The sequence below is a fragment of the Streptomyces sp. NPDC087844 genome, from assembly GCF_044742785.1.
In the GTDB taxonomy this organism is placed as follows: Bacteria; Actinomycetota; Actinomycetes; order Streptomycetales; family Streptomycetaceae; genus Streptomyces.
The window spans coordinates 118,324-136,502 of the sequence record NZ_JBIUVD010000017.1 but is presented as its reverse complement, the minus strand read 5'-3'; the positions used below and the strand labels follow the sequence as shown (position 1 = coordinate 136,502).

Sequence of the window (18,179 nt, the reverse complement as noted above, 5' to 3'; positions counted from 1 at the left end):
CTGCGACCCGGCGGGCGGGTCCACCACCTGGCCCGGCGCTGTACGTCTGAACACAGGACCTAACCCCGTGCGCCACCCCGGTTGCCAACCATCACCCCTGCCAGCGTCCGAGCGTCGATCCTGCGCTGGATGGCCTCCTGACTACCACGCCCGACCGCGTCGATACATCATGAAATCCGGCCCAACAGGAAGCCCCATCTCGGCGGCCCGTGGCTCCTGACACACCAGCCAGGTCTTCCATGGCAGCGTCGGGGCGCCGGGCAAGCCGATAAGGGGTCTGACACCAGGAGTATGGTCTCTTGTATGGCGACTAAGAAAGTGACAGTGACGATCCCCGAGGATCTCCTTGACGAGATCCGCACGGAGGCCGCAGAACGGGGCCTGTCGGCCTACGTCACGGAGGCGTTGCGCTTCAAGCGCGACCGGGACCGGCTGGGAGAACTGGTCGGCTGGCTGCAGGAGGAGCACGGCCCCGTCACCGAAGGCGAGCGCGCGGTAGCGTTCGAGCAACTGGAGGATCTCGACGCCGAGCACGAGCGACGCCGCGTCGTTGGGAAGCACACTGCGGGAGAGGCTGCGTGAAGAAGCGGGACGGTGGGCACGGGCAGCCATCGCTGCGCATCTTCGTACTCGACTGCGAAGCCCTGTCCCTGGCCGTGCGCGGCGACCGGAAGATGATCGCCTGGCTCGACCTCGCGGCCCGGGGCGAGGCCGAAGTGGTGACGTCTCCGTTGACGCTGGTCGAGGCGTACGACGGCAGAACCACCGAGCAGCGCTGGGACTGGGTCCTCTCCCGGCTCAAAGTCGCCGACATCGGGAAGGACGAGGCCCGCCAGGCCCGCCGACTCCTGGCCGACGCCAAACTTCACGGCCACAAGTACGCAATCGACGCGGTGCTCGCCGTCATCGCGCGACAGCAGAAAGGGCAGGTCACCATCTTCACCTCGGACGTGGACGACCTGGAGAAATTGGTCCCGGGTTCGATCGTCGTCAAGAAGGTATGACCCGGCGGCTCTGGTCTCGGTTCTGGTCTCAGCTCTGGTCTCGGTTCTGGTCTCAGCTCTGGTCTCAGTTCTGGTCTCAGTTCTGGTCTTATTCACCCACGTCCAGCCTCGTCCGGAACCCCCGTCATCACCCAGTCTCCTCCAGGTCAGAACACCACCGTCCCCCACCGAACCCCCAGACGAACATGTGGAAAGCGTGTTGGGGGCAACTCCTCAGGGGTTCGAATCCCCTGTCCTCCGCCAGTGCCTCACCGGGCACGATGTCGAAGGGCCCCACCGTTCGCGGTGAGGCCCTTCGCTGTGCGCTGGTTGCAGTTTTGGTCGCGTTTATATACGTCTATCAAGAATATTCCGGCAGCGGGTGGCCAGTATCTTCGCCCGGGGCTCTGTCTTCGTACGGCATCCGCGGATCATGGAACTGCGCCATCCTTGACCTTGGCGCCGAAGCGGCTTCGGCCCGCCCGTGACGTTCCCTGTCTGTCGAGGTGCACCCTCATGAAGTCCCGATCGACGCTTGCGACTTGGCTGAGCGAACTCGACGGTTCCCGCCTGGCACGCGTACTCGTCATGCGGAAGGACGCAGCCTCCTCTCCGGATCCGCGCTCGGTGGGGGAACTGGCGGACCGTCTCCAACGTCCGGGGTCCGTGGCACTCGTCCTGCCCCAACTCACGCTGCCGTGCTTGCAGGCCGCTGAGGCGCTGGCAGCCCTTGGAGCACGAGCGACCCGGGACAGCCTCGCGGAGTTGCTCGGCTCAAGATCCCCTACGGCGCTACACGCGCTGGACGCGACCCTGGAGGCGCTGTCGGATCGGGCGCTCGTGTGGCACGACGGCAACGAGGCACTGCGCATGCCCACGCCCTTGCGGCAGGCGTGGAGCACGCCCCTGGGACTTGACGCCCCGCTGGGCGAGCTGCTGGCCGGCACCACCTCGGAGGAACTGCGGGGCATGCTGGCGGTCCTGGGTATCAAGCCACCCGGCACCAAGCAGCAGCGACTCGCGGCTCTGGTGGAGCATCACAGTGACGCGGAACGGGTCGCCTCGTTGGTGGCGGGGGCGCCGGCCGCCACACGGAAGTTGCTTGAGCGGAGCGCCAGGTCCACGCCGCGTCAGTCACTGTTCGTCGTGTTCGGGACTCCCGGCCGCGACCTCCCACCAGGCGCGCGATGGGCACTCGACCGCGGGCTTCTGCTCCAGGACCGTCACCGGTACGGGCCCGCCCGGATGCCGGTCGAGGTGGCCTTGGCTCTGCGGGGCCCCGATTGGCACGCTCCGTTCGAGCCTCTGCCACCCATCACACAGTTGGTGCCCATCACCTCCTCGGAGGTGGAGCGGGAGGCCGCGGTGGCCGCCACCGCGTTCGCTGCCCATGCCGCCTCCGTCCTTTCGGCATGCGCGACCGCTCCACCGACCCGGCTGAAGTCGGGCGGGATCGGCGCGCGTGAACTGGCCCGGCTCGGCAAGGCCGCCCAAGCGGACGACGCCGTCGTACGCATCGCCCTGGAAACCGCGTACGCCGCCGGACTGCTGGCCCGCGACGGCGATCGCGTACCTCCCACCGAGGCGTACGACGCCTGGGCCGAGCAGGAGCCCGCAGAACAACTCGCCGTACTGCTCCGGGCATGGCGGGACCTGCCGCTCACCCCCACCCGGGCGCGCGACGAGGACAACAAGGCGCTGCCCGCGCTCGCCGGTGCGCCTGACTGCGGCGGCTGTCTGCAGGCCCGCCACGGGCTGCTCACCGCGGCAGCGGGGCTCCCGGCAGGACAGGGGGTGAAGGTCGCTTCGGAGCTGGGGCCGCTCGTGGCCTGGCACCGTCCGCTCGCCGACGACGCCTCGCCCGAGGACACGGCACCGTTCAGCACCGTGATCCGCGAAGGCGAACTGCTGGGCGTGCTGGCACGGGGCGCGCTGTCCCCGCTCGGGGTCCACCTGGCCGCCCACGCCGACGAAGAGCTCGACATCACGGCCCGGCGGCTGCTGCCCCCTGCGACCACGACGGCCCGGATCGGCGCCGACCTCACCGCCGTCGTCACCGGCACCCCGTCCGCGCGACTCGCGGCGCTGCTCGATTCGATGGCCGACCGGGAGACCACTGGCACGGCGTCGGTATGGCGCTTCAGTGCCGGCAGTATCCGCCGGGCTCTGGACGCCGGCAGCACCCTGGACGACATCACGGCCGACCTGTCCGCCGGCTCCGCCACGGCCCTGCCACAGCCGCTGACCTATCTCCTCGCGGATACCGCACGAGGTCATGGACGCGTGCGCATCGCCCCCGCGGCCTGTGTCATCCACGGCGACGAACCCGCGCTCCTGGCCGAACTCGCCGCCCACCGCGCGCTGGCCGAGCTCGCCCTGCGGCAGCTCGCCCCGACGGTCCTGGTCAGCGGCAGCCCACCCGCGACGACTCTCAAGGCGCTCCGTGCCGCGGGCTACGCCCCGGTCGCCGAGACCGCCGGGGGAACGGTACGCATCGAAAAGCGCCTGCCGCAGAGGGCCGCCGCTGCCGTCCCGCCCTCGCGAGGGAACGTCGGGCGGCGCGGCCCCCGGACCACCGCGGCCCGCGCCTCGGAGATGCCCATCGACGCCGGGACGGACGTGGACGTCCTGGCCGACCGGCTACTCAAGGCCCCGCCGAACGCCCCGGAACCCGACCCGTTCGGCAGCGGGGTGCCTTTCGCGACGGACACCGAGGAGATCGTCGCCGGATACGCGAAGCACCTGTCGTACAGCGACGTCCGCCAGGTCGCCCATGCCATCGACGCCGGTGCGGCCATCACGGTCGAGTACATCTCCACCTCGGGCAGCCGGACCGTACGCACCCTCAGCGGCCTTGAACTCGACCCGCCCTACCTCGCCGCCTGGTGCCACCTGCGCGAAGCGGAGCGCGTCTTCACTCTCTCCCGCATCCATGGCGTGATGCCCGCCTAGGACTCGTCGGCCAAGGCCGGGTGCCCCGGCGAGCCACCTCGCGAGCCACCTCGCGAGCCACCTCGCGAGCCACCTCGCAGGCACCTCGCAGGCACCTCGCAGGCACCTCGCAGGCACCTCGCAAGATACACTTGACTCTACATTTGATATCAAAAGGTGCATATGAGTCGGACGGTCATCGACCTGGACGACGACCTGGTCGCGGACGTCGCGAAAGCCCTCGGGACGGAAACCAAGAAGGAGACCGTCAACACCGCTCTTCGCGAGGTGTTGGAGAGCCGGCGTCGCGCCCTGGCTCTCGCCCGGCTGAGGGCCGCGGCGGGCGACGGCGCATCTGTTCTCGAACTGTTCGAGAACAAGGAGAACTACCGCCGGTGAACGCGGCCCAGTTCCTGATCGACACCAGCGCGCTCGCGCGGTTCATGCCCGGGGAAGCGGAGCAGTACGGCTGGGACCAGGCCGCCGCGGTCGGACTCATCGCGACCTGCCCGATCACCGAGCTCAAGTTCTTCTGCAGCGCACGGTCAGCTGCCGACCGGGCGCGCGGCATCGAGGACATGCGGCTGATCTTCGGCTGGGTTCCCGTCTACGACCGCGCCTACGACCGCGCCTGCAACCGCGCCCGGCAGGTCCAGGAAGCCCTCACCAAGGGCAGGTCAGCACGCTCCCGCACCGGCCCGCCCACCCTCACACCGCCCGGCCGCCCGCGTCCGTCAGCCGGTCGCGCAGGCGTGCCGTGTCCTGGCCCGGCGGCAGGCCGTACGTCCGCCGGTACTCGCGGTTGAACTGGGTCGCGCTCACATAGCCGACCTTCTCCGCGACCAGCGCCGCCGTGGTGTCACCGGGGAGGAGGAGCCGGCGGGCCTCCTGGAGGCGGAGGTGCTTCTGGAAGCGCAGGGGGCTCATACCCGTGGCGGCCTTGAAGTTGCGGTGCAGGCTGGCGGTGCTCATGTGCGCCGTCGCCGCGATCTCGTCGACGGCGAGCGGCTCGGTGAAACGTGCGCAGATCCACCGGGCCGCCGTACGGACCCTGGCCGCGGGCGAGTCGGCCAGGGTGTAGTGCCGCAGGGTCGGGCCGAGAGCGGTGCCGAGCAGCCGGTAGAGGATCTCCATCTCGAAACGGCCCGCCAGGGCGCGGATGTCCTGCGGGGTGTCGAGCAGTCGTACCCAGCGGGTGACCGCGTCGATGATCTCGGGAGTCATCGATGCCGTGACCGGGCCGGCGGCGTCCGGTCCGGAGCGAGCAGGGGAACGAGCGGGGGAGAGAGCGGGGCGGTCCGTGCCGTCCGGTTCCAGTTCCAGCAGGAGCTCGGCGAGCCTGGCGCCGTCCAGGCGCAGCACCGCCGAGCGGTACGGCACCTCCTCGAACGTGGCCGTGACCGGCAGGACCAGCGAGTTGAGGAACACCTGTCCGCGACCGACCGTCCAGCTCCTCTCGCCCGCGACGCTGCTCTTGGAGCCCTGCACGATGAAGCAGATCATCGGCTCGTAGAGCAGGTCGAGCGGGGCGGAGAGCTCTTCGAGTGTCACCAGTCGCTGGCCCGGTACCGCGGTGTCGGACCACATGTCGCTGCCGTGCCTGGCGATGGCCGCGGCGAGTTCGTCCAGCATGCGCGTTCCTTGTCCGGTCCGGAGGGCCGGACGGACTCGGTGGTCCGGATCCGGATCGTCACACCGGGGCCCTGAGAGAATCAGGCAAGTCTATGCGACCGACTGCCCATGACCCACGGCGTGCGCGCTCTTAGCGTTGGCGGCATGACACAGCAAGACGCCAATGAACGTCAGGACCGGCAGAACCGGCAGAACCGTCAGAACCGGCAGAACAAGGACCAGCAGGGCCAGCAGGGCAAGGATCAGCAGGGCAAGAGCAGTGGGCTGTCCGTTCGCGCTCTCGGCGGGCAGGGGCTGTCCGTCGGCGCGATCGGTCTCGGCACCATGGGCATGACCATGGCGTACGGCGCCGGCGACGAACCCGGCGGCATCGCGACCATCCGCCGGGCGTACGAGCTGGGCGTCACCCTCTTCGACACCGCCGAGCTGTACGGCATGGGCACCGGAAGCAACGAGCAGCTGCTCGGCCGTGCCCTGCGCGGCATCCGGGACGACGTCGTGATCGCCACCAAGTTCGGCTTCGACATGGACGCGCCGCAGAACGCCGGGGGTTACGCCCTCAACAGCCGCCCCGAGCACATCCGCGAGGTCACCGAGAACAGCCTCCGCCATCTCGGTACCGACCACATCGACGTGTTGTACCAGCACCGCGTCGACCCGGATGTCCCCATCGAGGACGTGGCGGGCACGATCGGCGAACTGATCGCCGAGGGCAAGGTGCGGTACCTGGGGCTGAGCGAGGCCGGGCCCGACACGCTTCGGCGCGCACACGCCGTCCATCCGGTATCCGTGCTGCAGACCGAGTACTCCGTGTTCGAGCGGGCCGTCGAGGCCGACGTGCTGCCCGTGGTGCGCGAACTCGGCATCGGGTTCGTACCGTATTCGCCCCTCGGGCGGGGGTTCCTGACCGGCGCCGTGAAGCCGGCCGCCGAGTATCCCGCCGACGACATGCGCAGCTGGGACGACCGCTGGCAGCCCGGCAACTACGAACGGAACCTGACCGCCATCCGCGAACTGACCGCCCTCGCGGCGGCCAAGGGGATCTCCGTCACGCAGCTGGCCCTGGCCTGGCTGCTGGCCCAGGGCGACGACGTCGTCCCGATCCCGGGCACCCGCAGCCCGGAGCGCGTCGCCGAGAACGTGGCCGCCGCGGACGTCGCGCTCACCCCGCAGGACCTGGTCCGGGTCCAGGAGATCCTGCCCAGGGGGGCCGCCGGGTCCCGGTATCCCGAGGCGATCATGCCGACCTGGTGACTCCCCGGGCTCGACAGCCCTTTCCGCGGGTAGGCCCGCAGGTGGGTCAGCGGGCGGGTCAGCGGGCGGGTCAGCGGGCGGGTCAGCGGGCGATCTTCACCTGTCGTGTCTCCGACACCTGGTCGATGTCCGACGTACGGACGGTGACCTTCATCGTCCAGGTGCCGGCGAGGGGCAGGTTGAGGGATCGGGACCCCCAGTAACCGCCCTGGTCGGTGAGCCGGGCGTCGATGGGGCCGATCTTCCGGGACCTGAGGGTGAAGGAGAGCTTGATCTCGGGGACGGTGGCGATGCCTCCGTCCGGGCCGATGACGACCGCCTCGACCGTGTTCTCGCCGACCCGGCCCGGCTCCAGGACGATCTGGACCTTGCCGTGGCCGCCCGGGGTGCCCACGTCGAAGGGGATCAGGGTCGTGGACGCGGTGGGGCCGCCCCCGGCGGCGTTCGCGGTGGACTCGGCCGCCGCGGCCGTCTCCAGTTCGGCGCGACCGGGCTGGGTGCCGGTCAGTACCGTCGTGATGACCAGCACCGCCACCCCCACGACGACCTCGGCGAGGACCGAGCGGCGCAGGGAGCGGTGACCGGCACCGCCTCCCGCCCCGGACGTCGGCGACGAGGCCGACGAGGCCGACAGCGACGAAAGCGACGGCGACGGCGAAGGCGAAGGGGCGTCAACCACCGGACCCGATGTCGAGTCCGACTCCGGCTCGTGCACCGAGCCCGAGCCCGAGCCCGAGCCCGACACCGACACCGACACCGACACCGAGCTGGAGCTGGGCACAGGGCCCGGCAGGGAATCGGCCATCTCCGGCACGCGCGCCTTCGACGGTCGGGTCACCTCCGTCAGCCGGGCCGTCCAGCGGCGCGAGAAGCCCGCCGCCGCCAGCAGCAGCACCACCGCGCACACCTTCGCGACCAGGATCCGGCCGTACGAAGTGCCGAACACCGCGTCCCAGGAGCCGAGTCCGCGCCAGGACTGGTAGACGCCGGTCAGCACCAGGATCGTGACCGAGGCGAACGCCAGACGCGAGAAGCGGTGCACGGACGCGGCCGGGAACGGGATCTCCGACCGGTGGAGCGCGGTGAGCAGGGCGCCGAGACCGCCCAGCCAGACCGCCATCGCCAGCAGATGCAGCACGGTGGAAGTCATCGCCAGGGGCACCTGGATGCCCGCGGACGCGTGCTCGGCGACGGCCCACGTGCCCGCCAGGGCCAGCGCCAGGAACCCACCGATCGCGAGAACGGCCGGTGCCGGTGCCGCTGCCGCTGCCGGTGCCGCTGCCGCTCCCTGCTCCGATTCCCGCACCAGCGCCTGCCCCGGTTCCTGCGAGGGTTTCTGCGACGGTTCCGCGGCCCCGGACCGCCGCAGTGCCGCCTCCGTCCGTACGAGGAAGACCGCCACCCCCGCCAGCAGCACGAGCCGGGCGAGCAGTGCCCAGCCGGGCCTGCTCGTCAGGGTGTTCTCGACGAGGGCGGGGTCCAGGAGGGTCGAGGGGCCGGTGCCGCGTTCGTACGGGCCGCGCAGGAAGACGAGGACGACCGTGGTGCCGAGGAGGGTCCACCAGCCGGCGCGCACGAGCCCGCGGAGCGGCTGTGTGCTCGGCGGGCGGCAGGCCAGGACGAAGACAACCACGCCGATGAGCAGGGCGACGGCGGCGTACGCGGCATAGCGGGCGATGTCGTAGAGGGCGCCCGAGGCGGGGTTCACGGCCGGTTCGACGGAGATGGCGGCCGTCGTCGCGGAGGGTTCGCCGATGGAGAAGGTGAAGGCGCCGGAGATGGGGTGGCTGTCCGCCGAGACCACCCGCCACGCGACCGTGAACGTACCGTCGGGCAGATCGTCGCGGAGCCGCACGCGGACCCTGTCGGAGCTGCCGGGGACGTGTTCCGTGTCGCCGGCGTCGACCCGGCGGTTCTCGGGGCTGAGGACGCGCAACGAGTCGTCGGTGATGCCGACCGACTCGGTGAAGGTCATGGTGACCTCGCGCGGCGCGGTCCGCAGGACGGATCCCTCACGGGGGCCGGTGTCCCGCACGGCCGAGTGGGCGGACGCGGAGGTCGCGCCGCCGAGCAGGAGCAGGAACAGGAACAGGAACAGGAACAGCGTGCTCAGCAGCGTGACCAGGGCCGCGGCCCGGTGTGTACGGCGCACTCGGCCCACGTCGGCTCTCCCTGCTCTCCCTGCTCGTCCTACTCGTTGTACTCGTTCTGCTCATCCTGCTTCTCGTGCCCGACGCGCGTACGTCCGCGGCCTCTGTGGAGTACGGATGTACGCGGCACGTTGTTCAACACGCTCACCACGTCGGCCGCGCCGAGATCCCCCCGTCCACGACCAGGTCGTGCCCGGTGATCCAGGAAGCCATCGGCGAGGCGAGGAACACACAGGCGTCGCCCACGTCCTCCGGGCGCCCCAGCCTCCCGGTGGGCGCCGCCCGTTGCCAGCGGCGTACCCCCTCCGGCCATGCCTGCGCGAGGCCTGCGCGGTCGATCAGCCCCGGAGAGACGGTGTTCACGCGGATTCCGTAGGGACCGTACTCCAGGGCCGCCGAGCGCGCGTGCATGACGACGGCCGCCTTCGACGCGGAGTAGTGCGCGTGGTGCGGGGCGGGGTGCGTGGCCTCGATGGACGCGATGTGGGTGATGCTGCGTACACGCCCACCGCTTTCATCGCTCCTCGCGCCCTCTCCCCTGCCCTCCCCTCCTCTGCCCTCCCCTCCGTTCCCTTCCCCTCCGTTCCGCATCAACTCGGCGGCGGCCCGCGTGCACGCGAACACGCTCGACACGTTGGCGTCGGCCACCGCCCGCCAGTCCGCCACCGTCATGCCGGGCAGCTCCTGGACCGGTTGTACGCCCGCGTTGTTGACCAGTGCCGTCAGTACGCCGCCTCCCCAGTCCGCGGCCTCGCGCACCACCCGGTGGCACTCGGACTCCACGGTCAGGTCGGCCCGCAGGGCCACCGCACGGCCGCCCGAGTCCACGATGCGGGCGACGACTTCGCCCGCCGCCTCCGCGTTCGTACGGAAGTGGACGGCCACGGCCGCGCCCGCCGCCGCGAACCGGAGCGCGATCCCCCGCCCGAGGCCGCCCGAGGCGCCGGTGATCAGCGCCACCTGGCCGTCAAGCAGCCCGGCGCTCGCACCGCTCTCACCGGTCGCGCCGGTCGCGCCGGTCGCGCCCGTCACGGGCGGCTCAGCGCGGTGATCCGCGCTGCCTCCGCCGGGTAGCGGGCGGCGAGTCCGGCCCCGTCCCCGTGCTCGTACTGCTCGTAGGTGAAGCCGGGCGCCATCGTGCAGCCGAAGAACGACCAGGCGCCGTCCGCGCCGACCCGCGCGCCCATCCAGGTGCCTGCGGGCACGGTGAACTGGATGTGCTGGCCGCCGAGGACGTCCGGGCCGAGCAGGACCGTACGGGACGTGCCGTCGGGGGCGAGGAGCAACAGCTCCAGCGGGTCCCCCAGATAGAAGTGCCAGGTCTCGTCGGCCGGGAGGCGGTGCAGGGCGGAGAAGTCGCCGGGCCGCGAGGTCAGGAGGGCCACTATCGCGGAACCCTCGGGCCGTCCGTCGGGGCGTTCGGGGCCCGCCCAGGTACGGCGGAAGAGACCGCCCTCCTTGGGGATGGGCTCCAGTCGGTAGTGCGCGGCAAGGGCTTGTGGAGTGATGTCATTGGCCACCCCCCGACCATGCCCCACCGGGAGTCGCCGATGCGCCTTCCCTCACGAGGAAAGCCAGTTGGGCGTTCTTCTCCGGCAAGTACACCTCCGGGAGGTCGATCTCCGGCAGCACGATCGGCGGGCCGAGCACGAAGCCCTGGCGGATCAGGCGGGCGATCGCCTTCTCGTTGCGGAGGTCGGGCTCGACCACGACCCGCGTCCGGTCGAGAACCCGCAGGACGTACGCGGTGAAGGTGCTGAGCAGGGCGGTGCTGTGGCCGGGCCGGCCGACGCCCTCGGGTGCCGGGCCGATCAGGAGGTGGATTCCGATGTCGCCGGGCTCCACCTCGTAGCACTCGCCGACCCGGTCGGCCTCCGGTTCGTACGTCTGGAAGAGCGCGGCCGGTTCGCCGTCCAGGACGGCGAGGAACGCGTGGTGCGTGTCGAGCGAGCCGAGGTGCCGGTAGGTCTCCAGCACCTGCTCCCTGCTGAATCCGCCCATGCCCCAAAAACGGGCCCGTTCGGCCGTCACCCACGAATGCAGCACGTCCAGGTCGGCCTCCGCGTCCACGGGCACGACACGGATGGTGCCGAGCCCTTCGACGGCCTCCTCGTGAACGGCCACGCGGTCCTGGAAGGGGGTGCTCGTGCTGATGCTCGTGCTCGTGCTCGTGTATGACGTCATGCGTTGTCCTTGTTCTTGGCGTCGTTCTTGTTCTTGGCGTTCTCGTTCTTGTCGTTCTTGGTCTCGTTGCTCGGCCGGTCCGGGCGGAGCTGGTTCCAGTCGGTGATCACGGGGGTGAGTTCTCCCCCGAGCCACAGGGGGAGTTGGTCGCGGTGGTGCGGTGACCCCGGTATGCCTGACGTCCCGAACGGCACCGCCCAGAGGCTGTCCTCACGCCGTGCCAGGTCCCACACGTAGCGGGCGGCGGGGCCGCGCGCGGCCCGGTCGGTGAGGCCCGGCACGGCCGAGGTGCACAGCACACAGTCGTGATCGCCGGAGAGCCCCGGCTCACTTCCGTCGTACGCGGGGTCCGGCAGTGCCCGCCAGGGAGCGAGGCGGTGGGTGTCGCCCCAGACGCCCTTCGGCGGGGCCCCGGCCACCTCCTCCAAAGCCGCTCTGACGACCTCGGCGCGGTCGATCCCGTACGGCTTCTTTGTCGTGAGGAGGTTTTCGAGGGCGAAGGCGACCCGGGGGAGCAGCGCGAGCCAGGGGCGGAACACCTCGGGGTACGGCGGGGGCTCGGTCAGCGGGGCCAGGGCGGGGTGGGCAGCGAGGCGGCGTACGACGGCGCTGCGGACCGCCGCGTACATGGCCGCCTCCGTGCTGTCGGCGTCCATGTGACGGTCCCAGCGCAGGAGTTTCCCACGCAGGGTGACGGCCTCGGGGGTGAGGTTGTCCAGGGCGGCGAGCAGGTTCAGCAGCGGAGCCGCGGAGGCGAGATGGGTGTCCATATGGAGAGCGGCCATGTCGGCTGCCTTCCAGTCCTTCCGCGCGTCGAGGAGTGCGCGCAGGCGGGCGGCCCGGTGCGGCGGCGCGAACTCGACGCCGAGGGGGGTGGCGGGGCCGCGCTGGTTGGCCATGACCGCGATGCCGTCGTCGACCGTGCCGCGCGGCATGGGGGCGTACCAGCCGTGCCACTCGTGGCCGGGTTCCCAGGCCGCGACGATCCGGGTGCCGTTCAGCGGGTCGCGTACCGGCACCCGGCCCGCGACGCGGTGGAGCAGGCCGCCCTCCGTGTCAGCCGCCTGGACGACGTTGACGGGCTCGGCCCAGTCGTCGAGGGCGCGGTCCACGTCGGCGACCCGGCGGGCGCGGAGGAGGGGGAGGAGGGAGCTGAAGCCGAGGTCTTCGCAGACGCGGGGCGGGTGGCGGAGGCTGATGGGGCCGCCGGTCGAGCTCTCACCCTCGCCCCCGCCATCGCCACCGCCATCGCCACCGTCGCCGCCACCGCCACCGCCACCGCCACCGGCGTAGCTGCCGCCATCGTTGCCGGCGTCGGCGTTGATGACGACCGGCCCGCGGTCGGTCTCGATCACCTCGACCTCCACCGGGTCGGCGCCGGCCACTTCGATCAGCTCTGTACGACGGTCGGCGGGGTGCCACTTCCCGTCCGGGCCGAGGGCCTCGACCAGCCGTTTCCCGCCGGTACCGGAGCGCCGGAGCCGCTCCCGGTACAGGTCCTGGTAATCGGCCATCGCGTTGGTGATCGCCCAGGCCACCGTGCCGGTGTGGCCGAAGTGGGCGATGCCGGGGACGCCCGGTACGGCCAGGCCCACGACGTCGAACTCCGGGCAGGACAGGCGGACCTGCTGGTAGACACCCGGCGCCTCGATGAAACGGTGCGGGTCGCCCGCGATGACCGGCCGGCCGGTGGCGGTGCGTTCGCCGGTGACGAGCCAGCCGTTGCTGCCGGAGGTGCCGGGTCCGTCGGTGGCGAACAGAGCGACGGCGTCCGGACCGAGATGGCGTACGACCTCGTCGCGCCACAGCTTGGCCGGGAACCCGGCGAACAGGATGTGCGTGGCCAGCCAGACACCCAGCGGGGTCCACGGCTCCCACCGGCCCGGTGCGAGCCCGACGGTTTCGAACTCGGGTGCGCGGCGGGCCCCTTCGGGCAGGCCCTGATTGACGCCGTCGACGTACGCCCGGACCCAGGCGGCCGTCTCGGGGTCCCGTCTCTCCAGGGCCGTGAAACAACGTCTCGCCGTGTCGTCGAGCAGAGCCTGTCTCGCGAACCGGTCCCAGGCGAGCGCGTCCGCGCCGAGGAACGCGGCCGAGGTGCCGCGCGCCCTGTGCCGCTCGACCTCGATCTGCCAGGCGCGGTCGTGTGCCGTGGCGAGGCCCTGTGCGCGGGCCAGTTCGAACGCGTCGCCCGCGCGCAGGTGTGGGACGCCCCAGGCGTCACGGTAGATCTCGACAGTCACCCAACGTCTCCGTCTCTGACTTCTCTGACTTCTATGACTTCTACGACTTCTACGACTTCGGTGCTTTCAGTTTCTGACTCTTATTTAGGTTAGGCTCACCTAAGTAAAGCGTGTCGGAATCGTACGCGAAGGGTGAAAACGTCATGGTGCAGGGGCAGGGGCAGGGGCGGGGGCACGGCTGGGAGGGCGCGATCCTCAAACTGTTCCGGGGCAAGGACTTCGCGTTCACGGTCCTGGGCGCGGAGGACGTCACCGAGCACTACCGCCGGCTGCACCTGTCCGACGGCGGCATGCTCGCGGCGACCGGGGTGCATCCGACGATGTGGGTACGGCTCTGGTTCGACAACGCCGGCAAGCCGCACCAGCGCGCGTACACACTCGTGGACCCCGATCCGATCGCGGGTACCTTCAGCCTGGAGTTCGCGCTGCACGAGGGGTGCGCGAGCGACTGGGCGCGGTCCGCGAATCCCGGGGACACCATCGAGGCCACGGTCCAGGGCACCGGCTTCACCGACCCGGACCCGGCCCCGTCCCGTGTGCTGGCGATCGCCGACACCGCCTCGCTCCCCGCCCTCAACTCCCTTCTCGGCGCGGTGGGGACGGCGCCCGCGACGATCTGGTTCGAGACCGCCGGGAGCGGCGCGGGCGGGGATGTCCGGGGCACGGACGGTCTGCCCCTGCGGGTGGACCCGGCCCGCCACGACCTGCGTACGGTTCCCCGGCTCGACCGGGGCGCCCACCTGGTGGCGCAGGTGCGGGCGGCCATGCCGGAGCTCCTGAAGGAGATTGCCGATCCGTATGTCTGGATCGCCTGCGACACGGCGACGACCCGCTCGCTGGCCGCGTACTTCCGCAAGGAACTGGCCCTTCCGAAGCAGCGGGTGAACGCGCTGGGGTACTGGCGAGCGGCCTGAACCCGCACGCGCGATGATCGGGGCATGGACGTCACCCTTCATCTCGCCCAGCGGCCCGAGGCCGACGAACTCCTCGGGCGCAGCCCGCTCGCCGCACTCGTCGGCATGCTGCTCGACCAACAGGTCCCGATGGAATGGGCGTTCGCCGGCCCGTACACGATCGCGCGGCGGCTGGGCGGGGACGACCTCGACGCGCACGAGATCGCGGCGTACGAGCCCGAGGCCTTCGCGGCCCTGCTGTCCACGAAACCGGCCGTGCACCGCTACCCGGGCTCGATGGCCAAGCGGATCCAGCAGCTGTGCCAGTACCTCGTGGAGCACTACGACGGGGACGCGGCGATGGTGTGGGAGGGCGCGGAGTCGGGGACCAGGACGGATTCGGGGACGGGGATGGACTCGGGTGCCGGGACGGGGTCGGACCCGACTACGGGGGCCGGTGTGGCGACGGGTGCGGAGCTGCTGCGGCGGCTCAAGGAGCTGCCCGGCTTCGGTACCCAGAAGGCCCAGATCTTCCTCGCCCTGCTGGGCAAACAGCTGGGCGTACGTCCGAAGGGCTGGCGCGAGGCCGCGGGCCCCTACGGCGAGGCCAGGTCCTTCCGCTCGGTCGCGGACATCACCGGCCCGGAGTCGCTGACGAAGGTGCGGGCGCACAAGCAGGAGATGAAGGCGGCGGCGAAAGCGGCGGCCGGGACGACTGCGAAGGCGGCTGCGAAGGTGACTGCGAAGAGGGCCCCTGAGGGGGCCCCTGAAGCTTCCGGCGAGTGACGGTTCCGTAGAGAATCCGGGCGCCCAGGAGCGCCCTCACGCTCGCGCTCGCGGGCCCGCTTTCAGTCGTTCGGTTCGTTCGGTTCGTCGGTTCGTCGGTTCGTTCGGTTCGTCGGTTAGGTCATCACGTCGTTCCAGATGCGCAAGCGGGCGCGAGCCGTACCGCGCGCGCTCCGAGAGGCGTGACGTCGTACGCGGCCGGGCCACCCCGGACGCCGGCCCGTCGCTCTACGCCCTACGCCAAGCGAGCGGTTCTGATGGTGCTGCCGATGCACCGGGCCCTTCGACCGGGGACATGACCTCTCATGAGCCCCGACCGGAGCCTCGACCGGAGTCCCCACCACAGCCCCCACCGCAGTCCCCGCCGGTTCGTACCGCGTACTCCGCGCCGGCCTGCCCGGCAGCGGCTCCTCGTGCTGCTCGCCTCGCTGCTGTGCGCGCTGTGCACGGCCGGTTCAGCGGGCGGGCACGGCGGGATCCGTACGGCCCCGCCCGCCGCCGTCTCCACCGAGTCCGGTCTCGAACACCCCCATGACGTCCTGGACACCGCTTTCCGGTCGGCCGCCCGCCAGAGCCACCGTCCCCTGGTGCCCCAGCGCCCTGCGGTGCGGCCCGCGCACCGCCCCGCCGCCGCCGAGCGCCCCCACGCGCAGGCCCGCGCCCTCCACCACGCCCCCACCCCGCGCACACTGCGCTGCATGGTCCTCCGCTGCTGAGGAGCCCGGCTCCGACCGGACCTATATCCCTCCCCCAGCAGCACGAGAGGACCCTGTCCATGCCGATGGACCCGTACGCGATCCTGCGCGCCCTGGTGCGCGCCGAATCCCTCCGCAACGCCCCGAAGCAGCCCCCCGAAACCCGCCGACCCACACCGAACCCGAACCCGAACCCGAAATCGACAATGGCACCGACACCGACACCCTCACCGTCACCGTCACCTGGTTCTGGTTCGGCTTCGGCTTCGGCTTCGGCTTCAGGGCAGATCCCGTCCCGGAATCGCGAGCGCGAGCGCGAGCGCGACTGAATCGAAGGGATCGGCTGAACCGACCGGTTCGGCTGTACCGGCCGGCGGGGGCGGACCACGGTTGTTCCGCCCCCGCCACCGGGGAAGCCGGCCGGGAAAGCGGGTCCAACTACCGCCTGCGCCGGGCCGTGCCGAAGACCGACCGGGTGATCTCGCGCCCGATCTGCGTACCCAGGCTGCGGGCCAGCGACTTGAAGACCCCACTGCTGACAACCTGCTGGACGACGGAGGAGCCCTCCTCTGCGTTCCGGGCCCGGCCCCCGCCCGCACCTTTCTCCGGCCTCGCACCCGCCTCCGGGGCCACATCCTCAGCATCATCCGCATCCGCATCCGCACGCGCGGGCGCGGGCGCAGGCTCAGCCGCCTGCCCGGACGCTCCCGCCTCCGCGGCCCGGAGCTTCTCGTACGCCGATTCGCGGTCGACCGCGAGGGCATAGCGCGCGTGCAGCGGCGACTGTTCGACCGTCCGGTCGAGGACCGCCGGGTCCACCGGCCCCATCAGGGACTCCGGCGCCCGCAGCCGCGTCGCCGCGACAGGCGTCTGCGCGCCCTTCTCGCTGAGGACGGTGACGACGGCCTCCCCGGTACCGAGGGCGGTGAGGACCTCCTCCAGGTCGTACGGGGAGTCGGGGAAGGTCTTCACCGTGGCTCTGAGCGCCTTCTGGTCGTCGGGGGTGAAGGCGCGCAGCGCGTGCTGCACACGGTTGCCCAGCTGGGCCAGGACGTCTGCGGGTACGTCCTTGGGGGTCTGTGTGACGAAGAAGATGCCGACCCCTTTCGAGCGGATCAGCCGGACGGTCTGCGTGATGGAGTCCAGGAAGGCCCTGGACGCGCCGCTGAAGAGCAGATGTGCCTCGTCGAAGAAGAAGACGAGTTTCGGCTTGTCGACGTCACCGACCTCCGGGAGGTCGTGGAAGAGATCGGCGAGCAGCCACATCAGGAACGTCGAGAAGAGCTGCGGTTTGTCCTGCACCGCGGGCAGCTCCAGGACGGAGACCGTGCCCCGGCCGTCCGCCGCCACTTGCAGCAGTTCCCTCGTGTCGAACTCCGGCTCCCCGAAGAACGGGCTCATCCCCTGGGCCTCGAACGCGGTCAGCGAGCGCAGGATCACTCCGGCCGTGGCCGTGGAGAGACCGCCGATGCCCTTCAGCTCGGACTTCCCCTCGTCGGAGGTGAGGAAGGTGACCACGGCCCGCAGGTCCTTCAGGTCGACCAGTTCCAGACCCTTCTGGTCGGCGTAATGGAAGATCAGGCCGAGCGACTGCTCCTGCGTCTGATTCAGCCGGAGCACCTTGGACAGCAGGACCGGGCCGAAACTCGTGACGGTCGCGCGTACGGGGATGCCGTGGCCCAGGCCTCCGAGGGCGTAGAACTCGCACGGGTAAGCGGCCGGCGTCCACTCCTGGCGGACCTCCGAGGCCCGCATCCGCACCTTGTCGTTCTCCTGCCCGGGTGCCGAGATTCCGGAGACGTCACCCTTCACATCCGCAAGGAACACCGGCACGCCCTGCGCCGACAACTGCTCGGCGACGAGCTGCAGGGTCTTGGTCTTGCCGGTGCCGGTGGCTCCGGCCACCAGCCCGTGCCGGTTGAGCATCCCCAGCGGAATCCGGATCTGCGCATCCGGCAGACACCGCCCGTCCCACAGCAGAGCCCCCAGATCGAGCGCGGCCCCCGGGAAGGCGTACCCGGAGGCGATCTCCAGGGCTTGCGGCGGCAGGTCGGGGGTGCCGCTCGTGGCACCGGGCACCACGGGCTCGGGCGCCGTCACCCCGCTTGCCGTCACCCCGCGTGCCGCAGCCCCGTGCGCCGCCGCCTCGGGCTTCAAGGCCTCGGGGTTCACGCCCTCGGGTGCCGCGACCGCAGGCGTGCCGGCCGCAGGCATCCCGGGCTCGGGCGTGCCGGGCTCGGGCGTGCCGGGCTCGGGCGTGCCGGGCTCGGCCACCCCCTCCCGCGGCGCTTCACTGTCAGTCATCTCAAGCCCCTGTTCCCGGCTTTCCCGAGCCCGTACTCGGCCCGTTTCCGAACGGATCATGAACGGGTGATCCAGGAGAATTACCGGTTTGCCCATATTTACGACGTCATTTCCAGCGTCGCAC

General features: G+C 71.0%; 16 protein-coding genes. 9 read left to right on the top strand and 7 right to left on the bottom strand.

Annotation, left to right across the window (positions count from 1 at the left end):
• The first annotated feature begins 303 nt into the window (after positions 1 to 303).
• The 5 genes from ACIOKD_RS29155 (at position 304) to ACIOKD_RS29135 (ending at position 4,720) form a co-directional block, all read left to right on the top strand.
• A complete protein-coding gene (locus ACIOKD_RS29155) occupies positions 304 to 582 on the top strand; it encodes a CopG family transcriptional regulator (protein ID WP_402089892.1) in 279 nt (92 codons plus the stop codon).
• Complete coding sequence (locus tag ACIOKD_RS29150) at positions 579 to 1,004, top strand: type II toxin-antitoxin system VapC family toxin (RefSeq protein ID WP_402089890.1); 426 nt, start codon at positions 579 to 581, stop codon at positions 1,002 to 1,004. Before ACIOKD_RS29155 ends, ACIOKD_RS29150 begins: the two co-directional genes overlap by 4 nt.
• A gap of 495 nt (positions 1,005 to 1,499) precedes the next feature.
• On the top strand, positions 1,500 to 3,935 hold the full coding sequence (locus tag ACIOKD_RS29145; protein ID WP_402089888.1) for a helicase-associated domain-containing protein: 2,436 nt from the start codon (positions 1,500 to 1,502) through the stop codon (positions 3,933 to 3,935).
• A 162-nt stretch (positions 3,936 to 4,097) separates the two neighbouring features.
• Positions 4,098 to 4,313 carry a type II toxin-antitoxin system VapB family antitoxin gene (locus ACIOKD_RS29140; RefSeq protein WP_402089886.1) on the top strand — a complete coding sequence of 72 codons (216 nt, stop codon included), beginning with the start codon at positions 4,098 to 4,100 and terminating at the stop codon, positions 4,311 to 4,313.
• Complete coding sequence (locus tag ACIOKD_RS29135; protein WP_402089884.1) at positions 4,310 to 4,720, top strand: VapC toxin family PIN domain ribonuclease; 411 nt, start codon at positions 4,310 to 4,312, stop codon at positions 4,718 to 4,720. The genes ACIOKD_RS29140 and ACIOKD_RS29135 overlap by 4 nt, the downstream gene beginning before the upstream one ends.
• Here the strand turns inward: ACIOKD_RS29135 and ACIOKD_RS29130 are convergent.
• A complete protein-coding gene (locus ACIOKD_RS29130; RefSeq protein ID WP_402089882.1) occupies positions 4,623 to 5,546 on the bottom strand; it encodes an AraC family transcriptional regulator N-terminal domain-containing protein in 924 nt (307 codons plus the stop codon). The two genes, ACIOKD_RS29135 and ACIOKD_RS29130, sit on opposite strands and share 98 nt — an antisense overlap.
• Positions 5,547 to 5,690: 144 nt before the next feature.
• Here ACIOKD_RS29130 and ACIOKD_RS29125 point away from each other — a divergent pair, with 144 nt between their 5' ends.
• Complete coding sequence (locus tag ACIOKD_RS29125) at positions 5,691 to 6,800, top strand: aldo/keto reductase (protein ID WP_402089880.1); 1,110 nt, start codon at positions 5,691 to 5,693, stop codon at positions 6,798 to 6,800.
• An 82-nt stretch (positions 6,801 to 6,882) separates the two neighbouring features.
• On the opposite strand, the gene ACIOKD_RS29120 is transcribed toward ACIOKD_RS29125, so the two are convergent.
• From ACIOKD_RS29120 to ACIOKD_RS29100, 5 genes are all read right to left on the bottom strand, one after another.
• On the bottom strand, positions 6,883 to 8,961 hold the full coding sequence (locus ACIOKD_RS29120) for a copper resistance CopC/CopD family protein (RefSeq protein WP_402089878.1): 2,079 nt from the start codon (positions 8,959 to 8,961) through the stop codon (positions 6,883 to 6,885).
• A 133-nt stretch (positions 8,962 to 9,094) separates the two neighbouring features.
• Positions 9,095 to 9,982, bottom strand: a complete 888-nt coding sequence (locus tag ACIOKD_RS29115; RefSeq protein ID WP_402089876.1) for an SDR family NAD(P)-dependent oxidoreductase — start codon at positions 9,980 to 9,982, stop codon at positions 9,095 to 9,097.
• On the bottom strand, positions 9,979 to 10,458 hold the full coding sequence (locus ACIOKD_RS29110) for a cupin domain-containing protein (RefSeq protein ID WP_402090008.1): 480 nt from the start codon (positions 10,456 to 10,458) through the stop codon (positions 9,979 to 9,981). Before ACIOKD_RS29110 ends, ACIOKD_RS29115 begins: the two co-directional genes overlap by 4 nt.
• 1 nt (position 10,459) lies before the next feature.
• Entirely contained in the window at positions 10,460 to 11,134 is a 675-nt protein-coding gene (locus ACIOKD_RS29105; RefSeq protein ID WP_402089874.1) for a GNAT family N-acetyltransferase, read from the bottom strand.
• A complete protein-coding gene (locus ACIOKD_RS29100; RefSeq protein WP_402089872.1) occupies positions 11,131 to 13,377 on the bottom strand; it encodes a penicillin acylase family protein in 2,247 nt (748 codons plus the stop codon). The genes ACIOKD_RS29105 and ACIOKD_RS29100 overlap by 4 nt, the downstream gene beginning before the upstream one ends.
• Before the next feature lie 143 nt (positions 13,378 to 13,520).
• Here ACIOKD_RS29100 and ACIOKD_RS29095 point away from each other — a divergent pair, with 143 nt between their 5' ends.
• The 3 genes from ACIOKD_RS29095 (at position 13,521) to ACIOKD_RS29085 (ending at position 15,772) form a co-directional block, all read left to right on the top strand.
• Complete coding sequence (locus tag ACIOKD_RS29095; RefSeq protein WP_402089870.1) at positions 13,521 to 14,291, top strand: siderophore-interacting protein; 771 nt, start codon at positions 13,521 to 13,523, stop codon at positions 14,289 to 14,291.
• Positions 14,292 to 14,315: 24 nt separating this feature from the next.
• The gene (locus tag ACIOKD_RS29090; protein WP_402089869.1) at positions 14,316 to 15,056 is read left to right on the top strand and encodes an HhH-GPD-type base excision DNA repair protein; all 741 of its coding nucleotides are present in this window, start codon (positions 14,316 to 14,318) and stop codon (positions 15,054 to 15,056) included.
• Between the two features lie 305 nt (positions 15,057 to 15,361).
• Positions 15,362 to 15,772 carry a hypothetical protein gene (locus ACIOKD_RS29085; RefSeq protein WP_402089867.1) on the top strand — a complete coding sequence of 137 codons (411 nt, stop codon included), beginning with the start codon at positions 15,362 to 15,364 and terminating at the stop codon, positions 15,770 to 15,772.
• Positions 15,773 to 16,189: 417 nt separating this feature from the next.
• Here the strand turns inward: ACIOKD_RS29085 and ACIOKD_RS29080 are convergent, their stop codons facing one another.
• Entirely contained in the window at positions 16,190 to 18,055 is a 1,866-nt protein-coding gene (locus ACIOKD_RS29080; RefSeq protein WP_402089865.1) for a helicase HerA-like domain-containing protein, read from the bottom strand.
• Positions 18,056 to 18,179: the final 124 nt, after the last annotated feature.